Annotated in this window: 18 protein-coding genes and 1 pseudogene; 9 read left to right on the plus strand and 10 right to left on the minus strand. The window is 69.5% G+C overall.

Annotated elements, in window-relative coordinates:
* Positions 1–54 precede the first annotated feature (54 nt).
* A complete protein-coding gene (locus ACIN94_RS01295) occupies positions 55–444 on the plus strand; it encodes a roadblock/LC7 domain-containing protein (RefSeq protein WP_400697942.1) in 390 nt (129 codons plus the stop codon).
* On the plus strand, positions 441–812 hold the full coding sequence (locus tag ACIN94_RS01300; protein ID WP_400697945.1) for a DUF742 domain-containing protein: 372 nt from the start codon (positions 441–443) through the stop codon (positions 810–812). Before ACIN94_RS01295 ends, ACIN94_RS01300 begins: the two co-directional genes overlap by 4 nt.
* 72 nt (positions 813–884) lie before the next feature.
* On the opposite strand, the gene ACIN94_RS01305 is transcribed toward ACIN94_RS01300, so the two are convergent.
* From ACIN94_RS01305 to ACIN94_RS01320, 4 genes are all read right to left on the minus strand, one after another.
* Positions 885–1,460 (minus strand): GTP-binding protein, encoded by a 576-nt coding sequence (locus ACIN94_RS01305; protein ID WP_400697948.1) that lies wholly within the window; start codon positions 1,458–1,460, stop codon positions 885–887.
* Complete coding sequence (locus ACIN94_RS01310; protein WP_400697950.1) at positions 1,441–1,788, minus strand: DUF742 domain-containing protein; 348 nt, start codon at positions 1,786–1,788, stop codon at positions 1,441–1,443. Before ACIN94_RS01310 ends, ACIN94_RS01305 begins: the two co-directional genes overlap by 20 nt.
* Positions 1,789–1,852: 64 nt before the next feature.
* Positions 1,853–2,260: a roadblock/LC7 domain-containing protein gene (locus tag ACIN94_RS01315; RefSeq protein WP_326819266.1), complete on the minus strand. Its 408-nt coding sequence runs from the start codon at positions 2,258–2,260 to the stop codon at positions 1,853–1,855.
* Positions 2,260–4,563 (minus strand): nitrate- and nitrite sensing domain-containing protein, encoded by a 2,304-nt coding sequence (locus tag ACIN94_RS01320; RefSeq protein ID WP_400697953.1) that lies wholly within the window; start codon positions 4,561–4,563, stop codon positions 2,260–2,262. Before ACIN94_RS01320 ends, ACIN94_RS01315 begins: the two co-directional genes overlap by 1 nt.
* A 177-nt stretch (positions 4,564–4,740) precedes the next feature.
* On the opposite strand from ACIN94_RS01320, the gene ACIN94_RS01325 reads away from it, so the two are divergent.
* Positions 4,741–5,562, plus strand: coding sequence for an SDR family NAD(P)-dependent oxidoreductase (locus ACIN94_RS01325; RefSeq protein ID WP_400697956.1), 822 nt, complete (start codon positions 4,741–4,743; stop codon positions 5,560–5,562).
* 22 nt (positions 5,563–5,584) lie between these two features.
* Here ACIN94_RS01325 and ACIN94_RS01330 read toward each other — a convergent pair whose 3' ends face one another.
* The 4 genes from ACIN94_RS01330 to wecB all read right to left on the minus strand — a co-directional run bounded on the left by ACIN94_RS01330 (position 5,585) and on the right by wecB (position 13,076).
* Positions 5,585–7,564 (minus strand): NAD(P)-binding protein, encoded by a 1,980-nt coding sequence (locus ACIN94_RS01330; protein WP_400697958.1) that lies wholly within the window; start codon positions 7,562–7,564, stop codon positions 5,585–5,587.
* A 182-nt stretch (positions 7,565–7,746) separates the two neighbouring features.
* Positions 7,747–9,426, minus strand: coding sequence for a DEAD/DEAH box helicase (locus tag ACIN94_RS01335; RefSeq protein ID WP_400697961.1), 1,680 nt, complete (start codon positions 9,424–9,426; stop codon positions 7,747–7,749).
* A 332-nt stretch (positions 9,427–9,758) separates the two neighbouring features.
* On the minus strand, positions 9,759–11,828 hold the full coding sequence (locus tag ACIN94_RS01340; RefSeq protein ID WP_400697963.1) for a glycosyltransferase: 2,070 nt from the start codon (positions 11,826–11,828) through the stop codon (positions 9,759–9,761).
* 78 nt (positions 11,829–11,906) lie between these two features.
* Complete coding sequence (wecB, locus tag ACIN94_RS01345; protein WP_400697966.1) at positions 11,907–13,076, minus strand: non-hydrolyzing UDP-N-acetylglucosamine 2-epimerase; 1,170 nt, start codon at positions 13,074–13,076, stop codon at positions 11,907–11,909.
* Between the two features lie 155 nt (positions 13,077–13,231).
* Here wecB and ACIN94_RS01350 point away from each other — a divergent pair, with 155 nt between their 5' ends.
* The 5 genes from ACIN94_RS01350 (at position 13,232) to ACIN94_RS01370 (ending at position 19,964) form a co-directional block, all read left to right on the plus strand.
* Positions 13,232–14,800: a glycosyltransferase family 4 protein gene (locus tag ACIN94_RS01350; RefSeq protein ID WP_400697969.1), complete on the plus strand. Its 1,569-nt coding sequence runs from the start codon at positions 13,232–13,234 to the stop codon at positions 14,798–14,800.
* Between the two features lie 198 nt (positions 14,801–14,998).
* Positions 14,999–16,261: a nucleotide sugar dehydrogenase gene (locus ACIN94_RS01355; protein WP_400697971.1), complete on the plus strand. Its 1,263-nt coding sequence runs from the start codon at positions 14,999–15,001 to the stop codon at positions 16,259–16,261.
* 19 nt (positions 16,262–16,280) lie between these two features.
* Positions 16,281–17,369, plus strand: coding sequence for a glycosyltransferase (locus tag ACIN94_RS01360; protein ID WP_400697973.1), 1,089 nt, complete (start codon positions 16,281–16,283; stop codon positions 17,367–17,369).
* 60 nt (positions 17,370–17,429) lie between these two features.
* Positions 17,430–19,280 carry a DUF4434 domain-containing protein gene (locus ACIN94_RS01365; RefSeq protein ID WP_400697975.1) on the plus strand — a complete coding sequence of 617 codons (1,851 nt, stop codon included), beginning with the start codon at positions 17,430–17,432 and terminating at the stop codon, positions 19,278–19,280.
* 18 nt (positions 19,281–19,298) lie between these two features.
* The gene (locus ACIN94_RS01370) at positions 19,299–19,964 is read left to right on the plus strand and encodes an NUDIX hydrolase (protein ID WP_400697978.1); all 666 of its coding nucleotides are present in this window, start codon (positions 19,299–19,301) and stop codon (positions 19,962–19,964) included.
* An 11-nt stretch (positions 19,965–19,975) separates the two neighbouring features.
* On the opposite strand, the pseudogene ACIN94_RS01375 reads toward ACIN94_RS01370, so the two are convergent.
* Positions 19,976–20,155: pseudogene (locus tag ACIN94_RS01375) on the minus strand (Uma2 family endonuclease); the annotation flags it as partial.
* A gap of 74 nt (positions 20,156–20,229) precedes the next feature.
* Here ACIN94_RS01375 and hisC point away from each other — a divergent pair.
* Positions 20,230–21,291 carry a histidinol-phosphate transaminase gene (hisC, locus tag ACIN94_RS01380; RefSeq protein ID WP_400697980.1) on the plus strand — a complete coding sequence of 354 codons (1,062 nt, stop codon included), beginning with the start codon at positions 20,230–20,232 and terminating at the stop codon, positions 21,289–21,291.
* A 64-nt stretch (positions 21,292–21,355) separates the two neighbouring features.
* Here the strand turns inward: hisC and ACIN94_RS01385 are convergent, their stop codons facing one another.
* Entirely contained in the window at positions 21,356–22,303 is a 948-nt protein-coding gene (locus tag ACIN94_RS01385) for an EamA family transporter (protein WP_400697983.1), read from the minus strand.
* Positions 22,304–22,336: the final 33 nt, after the last annotated feature.

Below are 22,336 nucleotides of genomic sequence, written 5' to 3' on the forward strand. Positions count from 1 at the left end.
AGCCGACGGGGGCCACAACGAGCGTGACCATCAGAGGGGAAGGGGTTTTACCACGTGCCGGGTGAGCTTTATTGGCTTCTGGATGATTTCGTCACGAGCGTGGCAGATGTCTCGCACGCGCTGATCCTGTCCAACGACGGGCTCATGGTGGCCTCGTCCCGAGGGCTGAGCAAGGAGGATGCCGATCACCTGTCAGCGGTGGCTTCCGGCTTCCAGAGCCTGGCCAAGGGGACCAGCCTGCAGTTCGACGGCGGAGCCGTACGCCAGACGATGGTGGAGATGGACTCGGCGTTCCTCTTCGTCACCTCGGCCGGCCAGGGAAGCTGCCTGACGGTCATGACCACGGGTGCCGCCGATGTGGGCCTGATCGCCTACGAGATGGCCCGTCTGGTCACCCGCGTCGGACGGCATCTCGCCACCGGCCCACGGATGGCCGACCAATGAGCGACGACATCGAGTGGATCGATGAGGAGGCGGGACCGGTCGTCCGTCCCTACGCGCTGACCGGCGGCCGGACCAGCACGTCCTCCGGCGCCTTCGACCTGCTGTCGATGGTGGTGGCGACGGGGTCGGCGGTCTCCGTGAGGTCACACCTGGGCTCGGAGCACCGGCGGTTGCTCGGCATGATGCGGCGGACCCGGCCGATCGTGGAGGTCGCCTCGGACGCCGGGCTGCCGATCGGGGTGATCAAGGTGCTACTGGGAGATCTGCTGGACCAGGGCCTGATCCTGGTGAGATCACCGCTTCCGGCCGCCGTCTCGCCTGCGGAGAGCCTTCTGAAGGAAGTGATCAGCGGTCTCCGGGCACTGTGAATCCCGGAGGCCGCCGGAGAGGTCGTGACAGGCCGGCGGTCCGTGGTGAAGATCACGGACCGCAGGGTCCGGTCAGCGCTGGCTTGCCGTCAGCACCTTGAGGGAGTGCTCCACGAGCGTCACCAGCACGATCTTGGCTGACGCGCGCCGCCGTACGTCACACAACAGCACGGGCACGTCCGGATCCAGGTCGAGGGCCACCCGCACGTCCTCGGCCTCGTAGCGCTCGGCTCCGTCGAAGCAGTTGACCGCCACGATGAACGGCGTTCCGCGCTGTTCGAAGTAGTCGATCGAGGGGAAGCAGTCGGTCAGCCGCCGGGTGTCGGCCAGCACGACCGCGCCCAGCGCGCCGTACGACAGCTCGTCCCACATGAACCAGAACCGCTCCTGCCCGGGGGTGCCGAACAGGTAGACGACCAGGCCCTCCCGGATCGTGATACGGCCGAAGTCCATGGCGACCGTGGTGGTGGTCTTGCCCTCCACGCCCTCGACGTCGTCGATGCCGATGCCGCGGTCGGAGAGCACCTCCTCGGTGCGGAGTGGACGGATCTCGCTGATCGCGCCGACGAGCGTGGTCTTGCCCACCCCGAAGCCGCCCGCGATGAGAATCTTGAGCGCGACAGGTTCGTCAGAGGGCCCGAAGTCCATTGATCACTTCCTTGAGAATGCGCTCGCTCGCCGAAGCGCGCCCGATCGAGATGAGCTGGTGGTCCTGCAGGTCGCCGAGGAGGACACGGACCACGCCGAGCGGCAGGTCGAGATCCGAGGCGACGTCGGCCACCGATGTCGCGGTGGTGACGAGGGAGAGGATGCGCTCCTGTTCCGGCCCGGGGACGAATCCGTCGGACGCGACGGCACCGGTCGCGGTGACCATCGCGACCAGGTCCAGTTCGTCACCGGAGGAGCGGGTGCGCCCTCCGATCAGCGCGTAGGGCCGGACGATCGGTCCGGCCTCCTCGTCCATCCACTGCATCATCCGACTCCTGTGCCTTCGGCTGGGAGGTCGGACGACCAGTGTCCTCTGCGCGCGCCTGCCTCACTCACGAGAGTCCTTGGCGTGGAAGGGTGGAGATGTGCTGGCCGACCCGCTTGACCAGCATCGCCATCTCGTAGGCGATGTGGCCGACATCGGCGTCGGAACTGCTCAGCACGGCCAGGCAGGTTCCCTGGCCGGCGGCCGTGACGAACAGGAACGCCGATTCCATCTCCACGATGGTCTGGCGTACCTCGCCGCCGCCGAAATGACGCCCGGCTCCGCGTGCCAGGCTCTGGAACCCGGCCGCGACCGCGGACAGGTGCTCGGCATCCTCCCGGCTGAGCCCCTTGGAGAAGCCGACGGCGAGCCCGTCGGTGGACAGGATCACCGCCTGGCGTACCGCGCCCACCCTGGTGGTCAGGTCGTCGAGGAGCCAGTTCAGCTCGCCGGTATTAGTTGCTTTTCCGGTCATTAGTCCCCCTTGTCGCCTGTCGTCTGGTGTGCGAAGTTATTTCCCTGCTCCTCGCGCCCGCGCCTTGCGCCCGCCTGGAAGGCGGAGAAGAGGGCGCGGACCTCATCCGGTGAACGCTCGGGGGGGTCCGGCGGCTGCTCCGGCTCGACAGGCGCCGGGGGCTCTTGCCGGAGCTGTGGGGCCAGGTTCGCCTGCCGTACGCGGCGGGGCAGGCTCCCCGGTCCGGTGACCTCGCGGGCCGGTCCGCCGGCCGCCTCCTGAGCGGGCTCGCGGGCGGCCTCACGGTCAGGCAGGTCGGTCACCACGGCGAGGGTCGGCGCGGCGAGAGGCGGCGCGGGGGAGCCCGCAGCCGGGGGAACCGTTCTCGTCCGGCGCGGCAGACCCTGGTCGGAGCGGGCGGAGGCGGAGGCCAGTGCGGCGGGCGCCGTGGGCTGGAAGGGCTCCGTCTGCCGTTCGGTGAGCCGCTCGGCGGTGAGGGCGAGGGGCGAGGAGGGGTCGGCGAGCACCGTGCCAGGAATGAGCACGATGGCGGTGGTGCCGCCGAACGGTGAGCCACGCAGCAGAACCTGGATGCCGTGCCGGGCGGCGAGCTGGCCCACGACGAACAGGCCGAGCCGGTCGCTGTCGGTCAGGTCGAACTCCGGCGGGCTGGCCAGCCGCTCGTTGATCGCCGAGTACTCCATGTCGCTCAGGCCCAGGCCCCGGTCCTCCACCTCGACGGCGAATCCGTTGGCCACCACGTCACCGCGCACGGTGACCGTGGTCTGCGGGGGTGAGTAGATCGTGGCGTTCTCGACGAGCTCGGCTATCAGATGGGCGATGTCGGCGACCGCGGTTCCGTCGAGCGAGACGTCGGCCATCGGCGGCACGTTGACCCGGGTGTAGTCCTCGACCTCGGCGATCGCGGCCCTGACCACGTCGACCACGGCCACCGGCCGGCGCCAGGTCCGGCCGGGTGCGGCACCGGACAGGATGATCAGGCTCTCCGCGTGTCGTCGCATACGGGTGGTCAGGTGGTCCAGCCGGAACAGATCCTCAAGGCTGTCGGGGTCGCTCGCCCGGCGCTGCATGCTGTCCAGCAGGGTGAGCTGGCGGTGGAGCAGGCTCTGCTTGCGCCGGGCCAGGTTCACGAAGACCTGGCTGACGCCGCGGCGCAGGTTGGCCTGGCTGACAGCGGCCTCGACGGCGGTGCACTGCACCGAGCCGAACGCGTGGGCCACGTCGCGGACCTCGACCGAGCCGCTCGCGCTGATCGGCGGGGCCTCGGCGTGCACGTCGACCTCCTCGCCGCGCCGGAGCCGTTCCATGACGCGTGGGAGCCGCCGCTCCGCCAGGTCCAGTGCCGCCGAGCGGAGCCCGGCCAGCTCGGCGGCCAGGCGGCGGCCGAAACGGATCGAGATGATGATCGACACGATCACCGCGATCAGGCCGATGCCGCCGGCGATGGCGATCCGCACCATGATGCCGGTGGCCACCGACTGGGACCGCTCGGCCAACGTGTGGGAGGAGGAGACGCCGAGCTGGTCAAGCCAGGTCGTGATCCCGTCCGTGGTGGTCTTCCAGTTGGCTGCCTCGGCCGGCAGCCGGCCGCCGGCGGTCCTCGCGATGGACCTCTCCAGCGTGGTGAACTTCTCGAAGGCCGCGGAGTCGAAGATGTCCTGGTACGGCTTGCCCAGCTCGGGATTGAGGGCGGACAGGCCGCGCGCGTGCAGGAAGCGCCGGGTGGAGGCGTACTCGCCAAAGGCGATCCGCTCCTCCATGGACATCCGGTGGTCGATCAGCGCCCCGCTGATCAGCGCGTTCTCTCTGGCGATCATCTCGCGGGCGCTGCCCATCGACTGCATGGCCGTGGCCTGCTGGAAGATCGACAGGTCGGGGACCGCGACCAGCTGGTCGTACAGCAGGAAGACCGAGTCCAGGATCTGGTTGTAGTTGGACAGCACCTCCAGCCGGGCGTTCTGGCCGCCGTCGATACCGGCGCGGATGGCCGGCAGCCGGTCGAGCTGGTGGAGCAGAGCCTCCAGCGAGGAGCTCAGCTCCGGACCGTGGGAGCCGTCGGCGAGCGCGGCGGTGCGGAAATTCTCGACCGCCTGGTCGGTACGGCCGCGCTGCTCGCCGACCCCGCTGGTCAGAATCCGGGAGCTGATCGCCACCGAGGACTGCGTCCGCTCGGCCTGAAGCTGGATTCCCAGTTCCGTGGAGGTGACGCCGACGGTCTGGTAAAGGGTGTTCGACCGCAGCAGAGCCGTTCCGTCGCCGACGGTCAGGTTGAGGACGAAACCCCACAGCGCGCTCAGTGACAACAGGGGTACGAGCAGCAGCAGAAAGATCTTAAACCGAATCGACCGGTTTCCAGAGCCCATGCCCACTCGTCCCAACTTCTGAGTGTGGAGGCTCACGCTGCTTTGGGGATGAATATGCCTCCGGAAGATCGCACAGGAGACTAGCACCGATAAGGTTTTTGCGCAGTGGAGGATCTGATGATTAGCGTGATTACAGGGGCTAGTGCCGGAATCGGTGAGGCCGCCGCGGTGGAGCTCGCCAGGCGCGGGCAGCAGGTCGTCCTGGTCGGCCGCAACCCCGCCAAGGTGGCCGGGGCAGCCGACCGGGTCAAGGCCGTCTCCGGAACGGTGCCGGATACGTTCACCTGCGACTACACCTCGCTGGAAGACGTGCGCAGGCTCGGCGCGGAGCTGCGCTCACGCTATCCGCGGATCGACGTGCTGATCAACAACGCGGGCGTCATGACCACCGAGCGGACGCTCACGCGCGACGGCCACGAGATGATGATCCAGGTGAATCACCTCGCGCCTTTTCTTCTGACGGATCTGCTGCTGGACCGGGTGACCAGCCGGGTGATCACCACCTCGTCCCGGGCCGGCAAGACCGGACGCCTGGACCCGGCCGACCTGAACCGGGAGCGGCGGCGGTGGAACGGCTGGCTGCAGTACGGCGACTCCAAGCAGGCCAACGCCCTGTTCACGGTGGAGCTGGCCCGGCGGCTCGCCGGAACGGAGGTGACCGCCACCTGCTTCCACCCGGGTGTGATCAGAACGGAGTTCGCCGCGAAGACGTTCATGATGTGGATGGTGAAGAACATCCCCGGCATGGGACAGACCGCCGAGCAGGGTGCGAGCACCATGGTCCATCTCGCCACCCAGCCGGACGGCGCCGCCCACCCGGGCCGCTACTTCGCCAAGAGCGCCCCCGAGGCCGTCCCCAGGAGCATGAGCGACCCCGCTCTGGCCCGCGCGCTCTGGGACGCCAGCGCCTCGGCCGTCGCCCTTCCCGCCGGGACGTAGCGGGGCGCCGAGGACCGACCGGTCACGTCTGCAGCTCCCTGACCGCGCGATAGGCGGCGGTGATCGCCGCGTCGGCGTAGGCGGCCGGTACGGAGTCGGAGTTGGCGATCGCGATCCGGCCTGCCCGTCGGCGGGCCAGGGTCGCGGGGAACGGACCCCAGGGGTAGAAGTCGAGATTCCACGGGGTGGCGTACTCGGGCGCGTAGCCGTGCCCCCACCGGTTGACCGTGATCGCCTGGATGTCGCGGCCCGGGTCGAAACCGCCCGGGCCGAGCAGCCGGGTGAGCTGGTCGCGGATGCTGTACTCCAGATAGCGGTAGGGCGTCTTGAGCAGCTCGTAGCGCCCGGCGATCGAGCCGGCCGTGGGTGACATGCCCGGCACGGCGGGGGTGGCGATCATGTGCACGTTGATCGGCTGGTCGGGGACCTTCGGGTGCAGGTAGTCCCCGATGCTCACCGGGTAGTCGAGCTCGGCCACGGACCAGTAGGCACCGGTGAAGCGGGTGCGGTGGACACCCGTCTTCAGCCAGGCCTTCCAGTCGCGGAGCTGGACCATCGCGGACAGCAGCGGCACCTTGATCGCCTTGCGCAGCGCGTCCTTCTGCTCGGCCGGAAGCTCGCCGACCAGGTAGGGGATCACCATGTTCCAGCAGGCCATGATCACGTTGGCGGCCTCGACGGTCCTGACCTTCTCTCCGTCGAAATAGCCCACCGTGGCGCTGGTGGCCGTGGCGGGGTCGCCGTTGTTGGCCGCCGACACCACCGGACTGGACAGACGGATGCGGACCTGGTTGCGGGGCAGGTCGAGCCTGCCGTAGTCGAACGTCGCCGTGCTGATGCCCTCCATGTCGGCGGCCGTGGTGAAGCCCGAGATCATCCGTCCGATCATCATCCGGACGATCGCCTGGTTGCCCTCGGGAAAGTGGTAGATGTACGGATCGGCTACCCCCCACCTCCTGATCATGGTCGGCGAGTTGTACATGGACGGTGTGGAGCCGTCGAGCCCCAACCCCTGGAATCCGGGGTAGCTGTACTCGTTGGTGCTGCCCCAGGCGTCGATCGCGCCCAGGGCATCGGAGCCGTAGCCCCAGTCGTCGTTCGGCATGGTCTGGACGTACCGCAGCACGTCCGGGTGGACCTTGCAGACGTCCTTGAGGAAACCCGAGTAAGTCAGTTCCGCCAGACGCTCCTTCTTCTGCCAGTCGGACAGGCCGGGGAACCAGTCCGGCGGCTGTCTGTAGAGCATGAGCAGGTCCTTCCTGGCCTGCTCGGCGACGGGCAGCTCGGCGATCCACTGCGGGGCCTGCTTGCCCGGGGTGAAGACGACCAGCTTCTCCGTGGAGAAGGTCTCCCGGTCGCAGAAGACGCTGTTGTGCATCGCGAGGTCCGTGTAGAGCGCCTGGTCGAAGTACTTCTCGAACTTCTTGACCTTCACCCCGATCTTGTCGAGCAGATCCTTGCCCTCGGGAGTCCACACCGAAGGGGCCTCGATCGACTGTGATCCGCCGTACCCGATCAGCAGTCCCCTGCGCTCCTTCGGATGGAACTCGTTGCGCCGGGCGTGCCCGCCGATCTCGTCGTGGTTGTCCAGGATCAGGATCCGCGCGTCCGGGGCGCGTTCCAGCCACCTGTGGGCCGCGCTGACGCCGCTGATCCCCGCACCGACCACGACCAGGTCGTAGTGCTCGCCGGTGGGCTCGGGCGTGCCCGCGTGATCCCAGAACCGGTCGTCGCGGAGGGCGTGCGGAACGCTGAGCGCCCGGGGGGTGTTGCCCCGCAGCCCCGTGAGGTTCGGAGGGTAGTCGGTCTCACGCGGGACCCTCAGCTTCTCCGTGCCGATGGTGTTGGGCAGCCCGTCGTCGTCGGCACATCCGGCCAGGGAGCCCAGCGCCGCGACCCCCGCCACCATGGCCACCCCGTCGAAGAAGTCCCGGCGGCTGATGGGCCGGTCCATGCCCAGTTCCCGGGCCTTACGTGGGGTGATGTCCTGGGGATCGCTCATGGGGCGATCCTCACGATCAGGAAGAAAGGCCATAGCTGCCACGCGGCGTTCCCGGCAAGTCTTTGCCCGAACGCTATCCACCGGAAAGGAGTGACGGACGTCGGGCTCCGCCCGGAATCCGGACCGTCCGTCCCCCTGCCTCCGGCACGTGGGACGCCACGGCGGGCGCGACGCCCGACGGTTCAGCGCCCGCTGTGGCGTTCCCGGCGGACCGTCGCCTTCTTCCCCTTGATGGTGCTTCCCCGGAGGACCGCGATCACCTCGTCGGCCGCGGACTCCGGGACCTCCACGAGTGAGAAGCGGTCGGAGATCTCGATCGCCCCGATCTCACGCCCGCTGAGACGCGACTCGCCCGCTATCGCGCCGACCAGGTCCTGCGGCCGGACCCCTGAACTGCGCCCGGCGCCGATGAACAGCCGCGTCATCCCGCCCGCCGGGCCACGGCCACGCCTCTCCTGGAATCCGCCGCTCTCGCGGCGGCCGCGTCCCTCCCGCACGGTCATCGGGGCGACGTCCGGGATCTCCTCCTCGTCGTCCGCGGCCCCGCCGGCCTCGTGCGCCAGCTTCACCGCCGCCAGCGCCACCTCCATGATGTCGAACTCGTCGGCGAGCGTCTCGACCACGACGCGGAAGCGCTCCAGGTCGTCCTCCAGAAGGCTTTCGTGCAGCGCGGCGCGCGTCAGCTCCAGCCGCCGGGCGTGCAGGTCGGCGATCGTCGGCACCTTCTCGACCGTGATCCGGCGTTTGGTCACCCGTTCGATGGTCTTGAGCATCCGGTGCTCCCGCGGCTCGGCCAGGGTGATGGCCACGCCCTCGCGGCCGGCCCGCCCGACCCGGCCGATCCGGTGCACGTAGGACTCCGGGGCGGAGGGGACGTCGTAGTTGACCACGTGGGTGAGTTGCTCGACGTCGAGCCCTCGCGCGGCCACGTCGGTCGCGACGAGCAGCTCCGCCGTCCCGCCCCGCAGCCGTCCCATCACGCGGTCGCGCTGCTCCTGGCCCATTCCGCCGTGCAGCGCCTCGGCGCGGTAGCCGCGCCCGTTCAGGGTCTCGGTGAGGTGGTCGACCTCGTCGCGGGTGCGGCAGAAGACGATCGCGGCCGTGGGCGCCTCCACATCCAGCACCCGCCCCAGCGCCGCGGGCTTGTGCGCGCGCGGGACGATGTAGGCGACCTGCCGTACGAGCGGAGCCTCACCCGGGGCCGTCGTGTCGCGCCCGATCTCGATCCGGACCGGGTCACTCAGGTGCCGGCGGGCTATCCCGTTGATGCGCGGCGGCATCGTCGCCGAGAAGAGCACCGTCTGCCGGTCCTCGGGCGTCTCCTGGAGAATCGCCTCGATCTCCTCGGCGAATCCCATGTCGAGCATCTCGTCGGCCTCGTCCAGAACGACCATCTTGAGATCGTCCAGGCGGAGCGTCCCGCGCCCGATGTGGTCGAGTGCGCGCCCGGGCGTCGCGACCACGACGTCGACCCCCTGCTGGAGCGCCCGCAGCTGCCGGCCGATCGGCTGCCCGCCGTAGATCGGCAGGATGCGCGCGCCCAGGTCGCGGCCGTAGTGGTGGAAGGCCTCCGAGACCTGTACGGCCAGCTCGCGCGTGGGGACGAGCACCAGCGCCATCGGCTGCCCGCCCTCGCCGTCCGGAGCCATCCGCTGGAGCACCGGGAGCGCGAACGCGGCCGTCTTCCCCGTCCCCGTCGCCGCCTGTCCCAGCAGGTCGCGTCCCTCCAGCAGCGGCGGGATCGCCTCGCGCTGGATCGGCGTGGGCTCCTCGTAGCCGAGGCGGGAGAGCGCGTGCAGGAGCTCGGGACGGAGCGCCAGGTCGGCGAAGCTGCTCGTGTCGTCTGTCGTGTTCAGGGTCATGTCGGGCTCCTCGTTCCGGGACGGACGCGCACGGAAATCACGCCGGCTCCACGTCCCACCCCTGTGGCGTGTTCCATCCCTGTGGCGTGTTCCATCTTTGGGGCGATCTCGCCCGCCGGTTCCACCGGCAGCGCGGCTGCCGTGGTGGACAACCGGCCGTAAGCGCCGTCAGGTCGGCCGATCGACCTTACCGGTGCGGGACCGGACGCTGCGAACCAGGCAACCCTTGGCAGGCCAAAGTTCGTATTACATGACATTCCCCACAGCAGGCCAGGCGAACATCACTCACCGCGGCGCCCGGCCTCACCCACGGCGCGGACGGCCGCGCAGGGTCAGATCATCACGTGTGCCTCGGGGTGGCCCACGAAGGAGAACTGCGCCCCGCGGGTGAGTTTGTGGTCGTCGGGCTGCCAGGTGTGCATCGAGGGGTCGCCGCTGCGCCAGTAGACGAAGTTGAACCGGTCGGCGGAGTAGATCTTGACGCGGTCCTCCCTCAGTCTCTTGACCAGCCGGGTGTCCTCGCCCCGGGTGACGTCCTCGAATCCGTACTGGCGGAACATGTCGGCCTTGCCGAGGAAGGTGCCGCCCTGGACCAGCCAGCTGTAACGGTGCTCCAGGCCGGGCATGCGCAGCATCGTGGTGTTGGTGCCCTCGAAGTAGGCGTAGTGCCCGCCCTTGCCGACGAGCTCGGCGTCGGAGTAGTCGAAGGCGCGGACCAGGTCGGACAGGTAGTGCTCGCCGTAGAGGTTGTCGTCGTCCATCTTGGCGATCAGCTCGCCCTCGGCGGCGGAGATGCCCAGGTTCATGCAGGCGCCCAGGGACAGCGACGGGTCGGCGGGCAGCACCACGACGTCGGAGATACCCGCCATGCGGGCCTTGTCGGCGACGACGACCGGGTCGATGTCCAGGCCGTGCAGGACCATCACGAGCTGGAGCGGCCGGTGGATCTGCTTGGCCACCGAGGAGATCGCGTGTTCGATCTGCGAGGCGCGGTTGGTGGGCAGCACCACGGACACGGACCGGGCCCGCGGCGCGACGGGCCGCCCGAGGAACTGGAGGATCTGGTCCACGCGGTGCGTGAACAGGTGCTTGTCGAAGACCTCGCGCATGGCCAGGTGGCCCTGGCGGGCACGGAGCTCGGGGCTGTTGATCAGGTGCAGGACCTGGTTGTAGGACTCCAGCTCGTCACGGGCGATCGGGATCAGCGGGCCGAAGGTCTCCTGGATGGCGCGGGACCAGCCGGAGACGACCGACGTCGAGCAGGCCGACAGTTCGAAGACCCGGCGGGCGCACATGGTCGGCGAGTCGAGCACCGAGTTCACGTTCAGGAAGACCTTGTACATCTTGTACGCGGCCAGCATCTGGTCGTAGGGGAGCTCGCCCACGATGTGCGGGACGTACTCCTCGGGCCAGGCGTACTTCTCGTCGACGGTGCCGTTGCGGGCGAAGATGTGCAGGCCGAGCTCACGGATGGGAGCGATGACGGTCTCCATCTGCTCGCGGCGCTCGGGGTGCTTGTCCCGGAAGTACATGCCCGCGAAGACGACGTCGTGCAGGCGTCCGCGCCTCTCCTGGATCGGGTTGTGCACCCGGGGCTGGGCCGCGAACTGCAGGACATCGACCCGATCATGCCCGAGCACCTCGCGGTAGCGGGGCACCGTGTCGCCGTCGCAGGTGAAGACGTAGTCGAACAGCTTGGCCGTGTCGATGAAGAAGTCGAAGTTCGGCGGGTCCTCCTTGTTCCAGAAGACCGTGGGGATCCGCTCCTCGCGGCACCAGTCGATCAGGGCGCGCAGCTCCGGCTTGGGAGCGTTGGACCCGGTCATCTGGTAGCGCCAGCGGCCCTGGTTGCCGTGCCAGGCCGACTCGACGAACAGCAGCTCGGGCCGCCGCTCGGCGAAGATCTCCGGCCAGTCGCGGAGCCCGAACTCGATCTGGTCCCACTCGTACTTGAACGCCATCCGGGAGAAGTCGTCCAGAATGACCGCGACCTTCAGGTCCGGCCGGTTGATCGGGCCGGCCGGCCACTTCACCTGCGGCACGTCCACGACGGGCCCCCGGTTGTTCAGCTCCTCGACCACCTCGGCCACCGGCCGGGGCGCCGCGGGTCCCTTACGGGGCCGCAGCGCCATGCGCAGCTTGCCCGGCAGCCGCACGACCCCCGACCCCTTGGCGCCCGTGATGGCCTCGGCCACCCGGTAGGGCCGCTGGACCTTGGTGGACTCCAGCTTCCACTGGGCGTAGTCGGCGCGGGCCTCGGCGATGGCCAGCCGCCGCTCCAGATCCCGGACCTGCTCCTCGAAGCGCTCGGCGACCTTGCGCTCCTCGGGCAGCCAGTTGACCGGCCCGAGACGCCGGTAGGTGGGCTCTTCGGGGGTCTGCTCACTCATGGGGGAACTCATGGGAATCGCCTTTATCCGGGTATCCGGGTATCCGAGATCGTGCCAGCGTACGACTTCGGTCGTTATGAAATAACCGTTTTACATGGATTTGGGCGGTACGGCTTGCGCGGCCGGGGAGAGGTTGCCGCCCTTGAGCCAGGAGTCGATCACCCGGGCGATCCGGAGACCGGCCTTACCGTCCCAGAGCGGGGGCAGCTCGCCCGAGGGGGTCGCCGCGCCGTCGGCCAGCGCCTTGTCGGCGGCGGCGGGCAGCAGCGCCGGGGTGACCAGGCGGTTGGTGCCGTGGGTGATGGTGATCGGCCGCTCGGTGTTGGGCCGGACGGTCAGGCAGGGGACGCCGAGCATGGTGGTCTCCTCCTGCACGCCACCGGAGTCGGTGACGACCAGGGAGGCGCCCCGGACCAGGGAGAGGAAGTCCACGTAGCCCAGCGGATCGACGATGAGGAGGTTCCCGCCGGTCACGAGCCCCGCCGCCGCCAGACGCTCGCGGCCACGCGGGTGGATCGGCACCACGACCGGCAGGCGCTCGGCGACCTGGAGAACGGCGTCGACGAGCTCCTTCGCCGAGGCGGGGTCGTCCACGTTGGCGGGCCGGTGCAGGGTCGCCACGCCGTACCGCTCGGGCAGCTCGAGCCGGGCACGGACCGGGGCCGGGTCGAGGTGGTCCAGCGCCGAGAACAGGCTGTCGATCATCGGGTTGCCGACGAGGTGGACGCGCGCCGGGTCCACACCCTCGTTGGCCAGGTGCGAGAGCGCGTCCGGCGAGGTGGCGAAGAGGATGTCGGACAGGGCGTCGGTGACGATCCGGTTGACCTCCTCGGGCATTCCCCGGTCGAAGGAGCGCAGGCCCGCCTCGACGTGCGCGGTCGGGATGTGGAGCTTGGCGCAGACGAGGATCGCGGCCAGCGTCGAGTTCACGTCACCGTAGACGACGACCAGCGTGGGACGGTGCTCCAGCACGACCTCTTCGAGGCCGGTCAGCAGGGCCGCCGTCTGGCGCGCGTGCGAGCCGGACCCGACCCCCAGATTGGCGACCGGCTCCGGGAGTCCGAGGTCCGCGAAGAACACGTCCGACATCAGCGCGTCGTAGTGCTGACCGGTGTGAACGATGCCCTGCCGCACCCCCAGCCCGGCGAGACCGCGCACCACCGGAGCGGCCTTCACGAAGTTGGGCCGAGCGCCCAGCACGTGCAGGACGAGGGGATTCTCGGGGTCCGGGGTCGTCCCCGGAGGGGCGTAGTCCCTCATTGACCTCGCCTTTCATGCGGGAGTGTGTCAAACGTTGCCTATGGTACGGTCACGGCGTGGTATCCGATGCCAGCAGGCCAGACCCCCCCAAGGTTTCCGCGAAGTCGGCCCGTGCCGGCCTGAGCGGGCTTCTCAGAGGGTTCGTCAAGCACCCTGTGATCGTTTCCCGGGTCGTGGCGACCAAGGTCAAGTCCGACCCGGTCCGCGTGGCGCAGGCGGCCGCGGAGACGCTCCCGCCGAGCCTGCGTCCCGTCGTGGGACGGATCGCCTGGCCCATCGCCCGCCAGGCCAGGCTCGCCGTCCGCAGGATCGGCATGCGCCTGATCAGGGGGCCGTGGAACGAGGCCAAGGAGCACTTCGACGCCGGGCGGATGACCGAGGCCGCCGCGGTGCTCCAGGCGCATACCAAATACCCCTTCATCAAGCGCCGGGCCGCCTACTACGCCGGCGAGCTGGCCGCCATCCAGCCGAACCCGATCCCGCCCAAGTCCAAGGTGATCGTGGGCGAGCGGGTCGAGGGCCGGGTGCTGCACTGCGTCACCAACGCCCTGCCGTACACGCAGGCCGGATACACCGTACGCACGCACCGCATCGTCACCGCGCAGAAGGCGGCCGGACTGGACCCGCACATCGTGACGGCCTGGGGCTGGCCGATGATGCAGGGCCACGCGGACGCCACGCCGTACGAGGAGATCGACGGCATCCCCTACCACCGGCTGCTGCCGAGCGGTGAGGTGCCGTTCGAGAGCCAGGGCCGGATGATCCGGGGCGCGGGCGAGGTGACCGAGCTGGTCAGGACGCTCCGGCCGCAGGTTCTGCACGCCGCGACCGACCACCGCAACGGCTCGGTGGCGCTGGCGGTGCGGGAGCGGACCGGCACACCGATGGTCTACGAGGTCCGGGGCTTCCTGGAGGAGACCTGGGCGTCCCGCGACCCCAAGCGCGTCGGCAGCCAGCGGCACGTGCTCCAGCGCGAGCGCGAGGCGTTCCTCATGCGCTCCGCCGACGCCGTGGTCACCCTCGCGGAGACCATGGCCACCGAGATCGTCGAGCGTGGCGTGCCGCGGGAGAAGATTTTTCTCGCGCCCAACGCGGTGGACGACTCACTGCTGACCGCCGAGTACGACGGGGCGGCGTTCCGCTCCGCCTACGGCATCGAGCCCGGCGAGATCGTCATGGGCTCGGTGTCGAGCATCGTGGCCTACGAGGGCTTCGCGACCATGATCAGTGCCGCGGCCCTCCTGCGGGACCAGGGCGCCCCGGTCAGGCTGCTCCTCGTCGGTGACGGCGCTGAGCGTCCGGCGCTGCTGGAGCAGGTCGAGGAGCTGGGGCTCGGCGACATCGCGATCCTGCCCGGCCGGGTCGGCCCGGACGAGGCGCTGCAGGCCCAGGCGGCCATCGACATCTTCGTCTGCCCCCGCGAGGACCTGCGGGTATGCCGGCTCGTCACGCCGTTGAAACCCGTCGAGGCGATGGCTCTCGGCAAGCCGGTCGTGCTGAGTGACCTGCCCGCCCTGTCGGAGCTCGTGGGTTCGGAGGGAGCCGGACTCCTGGTCCCCGCCGGCGATCCCGAGGCGCTGGCCAAGGCGCTCGCCGAGCTGCGTGGCGATCCGGAGCGGCGGGCCGCGATGGGCGAGGCGGGACGGGCCGAAGTGGCCGCGAAGCGCACGTGGAGCCGCGTCGCGGAGACCTACCGTGACATTTACCGATCGCTTGCCGGTTGATGGCCTCGTGTTCATGGGAGTTAAACCATCTGTTTCTTGTGCGTTCAAACGCATTAGGCGTGGCTTGCGTGGAGTTGAGATAGCCTTTGCCACCATGAAGTGTTGTTTCCGGCTCTCCAAGGTCACCCCGTGAGCGAGCGTAGCCAGCCATCCAGCGGGCATAGCGTCGTCGCGAACACGGCCGAGGAAGGGGGCCGCGTGAGCGCCTATGACCTGGCCGTGATCGGTCTTGGCTACGTCGGCATGCCCCTGGCCAAGGAGGCCGCGGCGGCAGGACTGCGGGTCGTCGGCTTCGAGGTCGACCCCGGCAAGGTGGACGCTCTCAACGCGGGACAGTCCCACATCGACGATCTGACCGACGCCGACCTCGAACACATGCTGGCAGGCGGATTCAGGGCCACCACGGACGAGTCCGTGCTGGCGGACAGCCGCACCATCGTCATCTGCGTGCCGACCCCGCTGGACGAGGACCACCGCCCCGACCTGTCGGCGGTGGAGGGTGCCACCGGCACCGTCGCCCGGAACCTGTCGTCGGGCACCCTCGTGGTTCTGGAGTCCACGACCTGGCCCGGCACCACCGACGAGGTCGCCCGTCCGATCCTGGAGGCCAACGGCTTCGCCGCGGGCACCGACTTCCACCTCGCCTTCTCGCCCGAGCGCATCGACCCGGGCAACTCCAAGTACGGCCTGCGCAACACCCCCAAGGTTGTCGGCGGCTACACGGCCGCCTGCCGGGACCGGGCGGTCGGGTTCTACTCCCAGTTCGTCGAGCAGGTCGTGCCGGTCAGCGGCACCCGCGAGGCCGAGATGGCCAAGCTCCTGGAGAACACCTACCGGCACGTCAACATCGCCCTCGTCAACGAGATGGCGATCTTCTGTGACGAGCTCGGGATCAACCTCTGGGAGTCCATCGAGGCCGCGGCCACCAAGCCGTTCGGCTTCCAGAAGTTCCTGCCGGGACCGGGCGTCGGCGGGCACTGTATCCCCGTCGACCCGTCCTACCTGTCCTACACGGTGCGCAAGCTGGGCTACCCGTTCCGGTTCGTGGAACTGGCGCAGGAGATCAACGAGCGGATGCCGTCCTACGTGGTGGCCCGTGTCCAGCGACTGCTGAACCGGCACAGGAAGGCCGTCAACGGCTCCAAGGTGCTGCTGCTCGGCGTCACCTACAAGCCCGACATCGCCGACGAGCGCGAGACGCCGGCCCTGCCGGTCGCGCGGGCGCTGCTGGACCTCGGCGCGGAACTGGTCTTCGCCGACCCGTATGTCAAGGAATGGCACGTGGACGGGGTTCCGGTACCGCGTGAGGAAGACCTCTCCAGGGCGGTCGCCGAAGCGGATGTGGCGCTGCTGCTGCAGCAGCACGCCGCCTTCGATCTGTCGATCGTCGAGGACCACGGCAGGCTCGTGCTCGACACCCGAGGCGTGCTCGCCGAGGGTGAACGCGTCGAGCGGCTCTAGCAACGGAGGGCTGCGCTCAGTGCACGTGCTCGTCATGACGGTGGTGCATCACCCCGAGGACGCCCGGATCCTGCACCGGCAGATCCGCGCGCTCGTGGATGCCGGTCATGAGGTCACGTATGCCGCGCCGTACACGGCACGGGGCGTCATGGCCCGGTCGTGGGTGAACGGCGTCGACCTCCCCCGGGCGGCTGAGCGCAAGCGGCTGTCGGCCGTGCGTGCCGCCCGCAAGGTGTTCAAACGCATGCGAGACCAGGTTGATCTGGTGGTCGTCCACGACCCCGAGCTGCTGCTCGCGGTGGTGGGCGTGCGCAAGCGGCCACCGGTGGTCTGGGACGTGCACGAGGACACCCCGGCGACGCTGTCGTTGAAGCCCTGGCTGCCCGCGTTCCTGCGCCCGCCGGTCCGGTTCCTGGCCCGCATGCTCGAAGGTACGGCGGAGCGTCACCTGCACCTGCTCCTCGCCGAGACCGCCTACGCCGGCCGGTTTCACCAGGCCCATCTGGTGGTCCCGAACGAGACCTGGGTGCCTGACGACGTGACCCCGCCGGGAGACGACCGCGTCGTCTACCTCGGCTGGTTGTCGGAGGCGCGCGGGGTGCGCGATGCCATCGAGGTGGGCCGGCTGCTCCAGCCGCACCGGGTGACGGTCGAGCTGATCGGTTACGCCGACCCGCAGTCGCGCCCCATGCTCAACGCGGCGGTGGCCGAGGGCATCCTGGAGTGGCGCGACTTCATGCCGAACGACGAGGCGCTCAAGCGGCTCGACGGCGCGCTGGCCGGTCTCTCGCTGCTGCGCGACGAGCCCAACTACCGGCACTCCATGCCCACGAAGATCGTGGAGTACATGGCCCACGGGATTCCAGTGATCACCACCCCGTCGCCGCGCGCGGTGGAGCTGATCGAGCGCTACAACAGCGGAATGGTCGTCCCCTGGGAGGACCCCAAGGCCGTGGCGCAGGCCGTGCTCCTCCTGAGGGACGACGTCCGGGAGCGGCATGCCCAGGGCGCCCGAGGGTATGCGGCGGCCCGTGCGAACCACCACTGGCCGAACTCGGCCCGTCGTTTCGTGTCCCAGCTTGAGGATTGGGCAGGGGTCAAGAGCTGATTTCTTGTATGGCGATGCCGCTTATGTCCGCCTGATCACAAGAACGGTAGTGTCCTGAACGTGCGCTGGTTCACTGCTCTCCTCGGCGTGGCGATTCTCACGGCGGTGGCGGCGATCGTGCTCGTCCTACCCAAGGAGGGAGACGCTCCCGAGAGTGACCGGTCACCGACCGCGCCGTCGCCCTCCACCGCCTCCTCCGCGGCGTTGATCCCCGAGGCCAGCGCCTTCACCGACCCGTGTGGAACGTTCGGAACCGAGACGCCCTCGCCGTACGCGGTGACCGGCTACTGGCTCATCCCCACCGTCGACCACTGCACCTGGCGGCGACAGCTCGCCGCCATCCACAAGGTGGGCGGCGACACCGTGATCCGGATCGGCTGGGGCCTGCAGGCCCGTCGCCTCGACGGCGAGGGCCGGGTCCTGGACAACGAGGGCAAGGCGGTCGACCCCCGCTACGAGCCGTGTGTCGAGGACGGGCTCCCGTGCATGGCGGCGGCCGAGCGGGATCTCCAGGCGGCCAACCCAGGGAACCGGGTGACCTGGACGTTCGTCTACCGGACCGACGAGGCGTTCGGGCCCGATCTCTTCCACTGCCCCGAGTTCGAGCGGAAGATCACGATTGGCAAGACCGTCTTCTACCGGCTCGTCACGACCGACAACGGCACCGACGACCCGACCTGCGCGAACATCAGGAACAAGGGCCGCGGCTACCATGTGATGCTGATCGCGGCCGCGGAGAAGGACAGCCTCGCCGAGCTGCTCGACCTCGGCGACCGGTTCGGGGTGAGGGTCTTTCCCGCGCTGCCCCTGGCCCCACGCGACCCGGGACAGAAGACCCGGGCGGCCAAGCAGGGGACGAACACCCTCATCACGATCACCCGGCGCATCCTGCAGGACTACGGCGCCCGGTTCCAGGGCCGGGACTCGCTCGGCGGCTTCTACCAGCCGTTCGAGCTGCAGATGCGGGAGATGAGGTACACGGGGTCGATTGACCCCGCGGAGGCGCTGAAGGACCATCCGACGTTGAGGGTCTACGCCGCACAGCACCAGATCGTCGAGCAGGAGATGCCGGGTAAGCCGATCCTGGTCAGCCCCTACCTGGACGCACGCAAGCAGTGGCCGATCAGCGCCACCCCGAAGCAGGTGGCCGCGGGATTCGAGGCTCTGGCCAAGACCGGGGTCGGGATCATCGCGCCGCAGGACAGCCGGGGCACCGGCAAGGTGGGGCTGTTCTGGCCGGACGAGCGGGACGACCGGGTGGACGAACGGCTCCGCTCGGTGGTCGGGAAGACGGCGACCAACGGCAGCGCCTACCACGGCTCCACCCGCGACTACTACCGGGAGATGGCCGCGGCGCGGGACCGGATGGTCGAGCGGGGCTACAACGTGCAGCTCTGGGCCAACGTGGAGGCGTTCGAGCCGTCCCAGGGGGAGTTCTGCCAGGACAGGACGGGCAGCCGGGGGCGCACCGACAAAAAGCGGCTCGACACGGCCGTGACCCAGGTCGGCCGCTACGTCTCCAAGGTCGTCTCCTACATGTGGAGCGACTTCTTCACGTGCGGCTCACCGTCCCTGGCCGAGGAGATCGCCCGCGACTACGACCGGCCGATCCCGGTGGACGCCGTCCGCAGGGAGCGCGACATCCAGGACGGCGTGGAGATCCGGGGATACAACATGCCGCTGGGTTCGGAGGTGACGATCACCTGGGACGGCCAGGACGCCCCGAGGGTCGTCGAGGTGGCCGGGGTGGACCTGACGGAACCGCCGCCCGATCTGCCCGTCGGGATGGGGACGGCGTGGATTCCGTTCGACTGGAGGCAGGTGCCCGGCGGCACCTGGATCAGAATTGAGGTCACCTCGCCCAACGGGCGGACGGCGGCCGCTGCTCTGCACGTCCGGGTGAAGGTCTGACCGGTGTAACGTGCTGCCATGGTTCCGCGCATTCCCGTCAGCGTGGATCTGGTCGTCCTCACGGTGCGCTGCCAGGCGCTGAGCGCGCTTGTCTGGCGGCGCGACAAACCCCCCTATGAGGGACGCTGGGCCCTGTCAGGCGGCTTCATCCAGCTGGACGAGGACCTGCCCGCCGCAGCGGCCAGGGTCCTCGCCGAGCGGGCCGGCCTGCCCGGCGCTCCGGTTCATCTGGAGCAGCTCCAGACCTACGGCTATCCCGACCGCGACCCGCGCCAGCGCGTGCTGAGCGTCGCCTACCTCGGTCTTGCCCCCGACCTGCCGGCCTCCACCGAGGCTCACATGAGCTGGGAGCCGGTCGCCTCCCTGCGGGACATGGCCTTCGACCACCGGCGCATCATGGTCGACGGGATCGAGCGCGCCCGCAGCAAGCTTGAGTACACCCCGCTGGGGGCGGCCTTCTGCCCGCCGGAGTTCACCGTCGCCGACCTGCGCCGGGTCTACGAGATCGTCTGGGGCCGCTTCCTGGACCCGCGCAACTTCCACCGCAAGGTCACCAAGGCCGAAGGTTTCCTGGTGCCCACCGGCCGCACCACCACCCGCGACGGCGGCCGTCCCGCCAAGCTCTACCGCCGGGGGCCCGCCGTGCTGCTCCACCCCCCGATGCTCCGCTCCCTCAAGGAATAGCCGGGCGGCGTTCAGAGGTCGTCGATCTCCGCCAGGTCGATGTCGATCTCGAAGGGGAGGGTGAGCTTCAGCCGGTCGTGGTGGATCCCGGTGAGCGCGTAGGCACTGGTCGCCGGGTCCAGCTCGTAGACGTAGACCGTCGGGTGGCCCTCGGTGTCCTCGATCCGCCAGAAGTGGGGGATACCGGCCTCCCGGTCGGGCACGCCTCTCACCTCCAGTCTTGCAGGAGGATGCCCCATCCGCCCGCTCCTCATAAAGTAAGGCCATGCCTCGTTTCCGCGCGATCCTGGACACACTGCCCCCTTACAAGGCGGGCAAGGCCGTCGTCTCAGCCGACGGCCGGTCCTACAAGCTGTCCTCGAACGAATCCCCCTACGAGCCGTTGCCCTCGGTGGTCGAGGCGGTCTCCAGAGCCGCCACCGAGATCCACCGGTACCCGGACCCCGCGGCGACCGGACTGACCAACGCCCTCGCCGAGCGGTTCGGCGTGCCGCCCGAGCACGTCGCGCTCGGCGCGGGCTCGGTGACGGTTGCCCAGCAGCTCTTCGAGACGGTGAGCGAGCCGGGCGCCGAGGTGATCTACGCCTGGCGGTCGTTCGAGGCCTACCCGCTCCTGGCGGACCTGGCGGGGGCGACCTCGGTCCAGGTCCCGCTCCTGGCCGAGACCCATCACCTGGACGCCATGGCCGAGGCGATCACCCCGCAGACACGCATGATCTTCGTCTGCAACCCGAACAACCCCACCGGCACGGTCGTCCACGCGGCCGAGCTGGAGGCCTTCCTGAACCGGGTCCCCGAGAACGTGCTCGTCGTCCTCGACGAGGCCTACCGGGAGTACGTCAGGGACGCCGACGTCTCCGACGGGCTCACCGTCTACCGCGAGCGGCCGAACGTGGCCGTGCTGCGCACGTTCTCCAAGGCGTACGGCCTGGCCGGGCTCCGGGTGGGCTACCTGATCGCCGGCGAGCCGGTGGCGACCGCGGTGCGCAAGACGACGGTGCCCTTCGCGGTCAACCACCTGGCCCAGGCCGCGGCCGTCGCCTCCCTGGCGGCCGAGGACGAGCTGCTGGAGCGGGTGGACACCGTGGTCAAGGAGCGCACCCGGGTCCGTGAGGCCCTGATCGCCCAGGGTTGGACGGTGCCCATCACCGAGGCCAACTTCGTCTGGCTCCGCCTGGGCGAGCGCACCATGGAGTTCGCCGGGGCCTGCGCGGCCGAGGGGATCGCCGTGCGTCCCTTCGCCGGCGAGGGCGCGAGGATCTCCGTAGGCGGTCCCGAGGCCAACGACACCTTCCTCGCCGCCGCCGCGGCCTTCCGGAGCGCCTGAGGCTCTCCCCTGCGGGTGGTCCCGCGTCCTATACGGACGCGGGTTCCTCCGCCGGTTCCGGGTCCTATACGGACGCGGGTTCCTCCGCCGGTTCCGGTACGGCCCGCGCCTTCTTGCGCCGCTCGGTGGAGACCACCAGGGCCACACCGAGAACGATCACCAGGCCGGCCGTGACCATCGAGGCCGTGACCGGCTCGCTCAGGACGAGCGCGCCGAGGAGGACCGCGACCACAGGGTTGACGTAGGCGTAGGTGGAGACCAGGGAGATCGGGGCGTTGCCCAGCAGCCACACGTAGGCGGTGAAGCCGACGAGCGAGCCCATCACGACCAGGTAGGCCAGGGCCGCCCAGGAACGCCCGGAGGCGGCGCCGAGGTCGAGGTGCTCACCCACGAGCACGCCGGTCAGCATCAGCCCGATCCCGCCCGCGGCCATCTCGATCGCGCTGGCGGCGAAGGGGTCGGCGGGCATCGGGATCCGGCCGGACAGGAACGAGCCCACCGACCACGACAGCGACGCCAGCAGGATGATCACTATCCCGGTGCTGTCCGACGCGTCGCCCCCGCCGGTCAGTGACAGCACCGCCACCCCGCCGAACCCGATGAGCACCCCGGCCAGCGTGAGCACCCCCGGCCTGTCCCTGGCGACGATCCTGAAGATCACCAGCCAGAGCGGCACCGAGGCCACCAGCAGCGCCGCCAGCCCGCTGGAGATATGCTGCTCGGCCACCGCCACGAGGCCGTTGCCGCCGTTCAGCAGCAACAGTCCGACCAGGGCGGCCCCGCCCAGCTCCTTCCAGTTCATCCGGAAGGCCCGCCGTCCCCGGAGCAGGAACACCACGGTGCCGAGGATCAGCGAGGCCGCGGTGAAGCGCATGGCCCCGCTGAGCAACGGCGGGATCGTCTCGATGACGATCCTGATCGCCAGGTAGGTGGAACCCCACACCACATAGACGATCGCAAGTGCTCCCCAGACGAGCAGCGATGTGCGGCCGTCAGTAGTGTCACGATCCATAGCTCATGACATTATCGCCTATGCCGGACAGAC

Origin of the sequence: Streptosporangium sp. NPDC087985 (assembly GCF_044741965.1) — a bacterium.
In the GTDB taxonomy this organism is placed as follows: Bacteria; Actinomycetota; Actinomycetes; order Streptosporangiales; family Streptosporangiaceae; genus Streptosporangium.

Bases quoted from the DNA above. Each gene is read 5' to 3' on its own strand.
- ACIN94_RS01325 (WP_400697956.1), top strand. From the start codon at position 4,741: ATGATTAGCGTGATTACAGGGGCTAGTGCCGGAATCGGTGAGGCCGCC.
- ACIN94_RS01315 (WP_326819266.1), bottom strand. From the start codon at position 2,260: ATGACCGGAAAAGCAACTAATACCGGCGAGCTGAACTGGCTCCTCGAC.
- ACIN94_RS01330 (WP_400697958.1), bottom strand. From the start codon at position 7,564: ATGAGCGATCCCCAGGACATCACCCCACGTAAGGCCCGGGAACTGGGC.
- wecB (WP_400697966.1), bottom strand. From the start codon at position 13,076: ATGAGGGACTACGCCCCTCCGGGGACGACCCCGGACCCCGAGAATCCC.
- ACIN94_RS01370 (WP_400697978.1), top strand. From the start codon at position 19,299: ATGGTTCCGCGCATTCCCGTCAGCGTGGATCTGGTCGTCCTCACGGTG.
- ACIN94_RS01335 (WP_400697961.1), bottom strand. From the start codon at position 9,426: ATGACCCTGAACACGACAGACGACACGAGCAGCTTCGCCGACCTGGCG.
- ACIN94_RS01300 (WP_400697945.1), top strand. From the start codon at position 441: ATGAGCGACGACATCGAGTGGATCGATGAGGAGGCGGGACCGGTCGTC.
- hisC (WP_400697980.1), top strand. From the start codon at position 20,230: ATGCCTCGTTTCCGCGCGATCCTGGACACACTGCCCCCTTACAAGGCG.
- ACIN94_RS01340 (WP_400697963.1), bottom strand. From the start codon at position 11,828: ATGAGTTCCCCCATGAGTGAGCAGACCCCCGAAGAGCCCACCTACCGG.
- ACIN94_RS01310 (WP_400697950.1), bottom strand. From the start codon at position 1,788: ATGATGCAGTGGATGGACGAGGAGGCCGGACCGATCGTCCGGCCCTAC.
- ACIN94_RS01385 (WP_400697983.1), bottom strand. From the start codon at position 22,303: ATGGATCGTGACACTACTGACGGCCGCACATCGCTGCTCGTCTGGGGA.
- ACIN94_RS01305 (WP_400697948.1), bottom strand. From the start codon at position 1,460: ATGGACTTCGGGCCCTCTGACGAACCTGTCGCGCTCAAGATTCTCATC.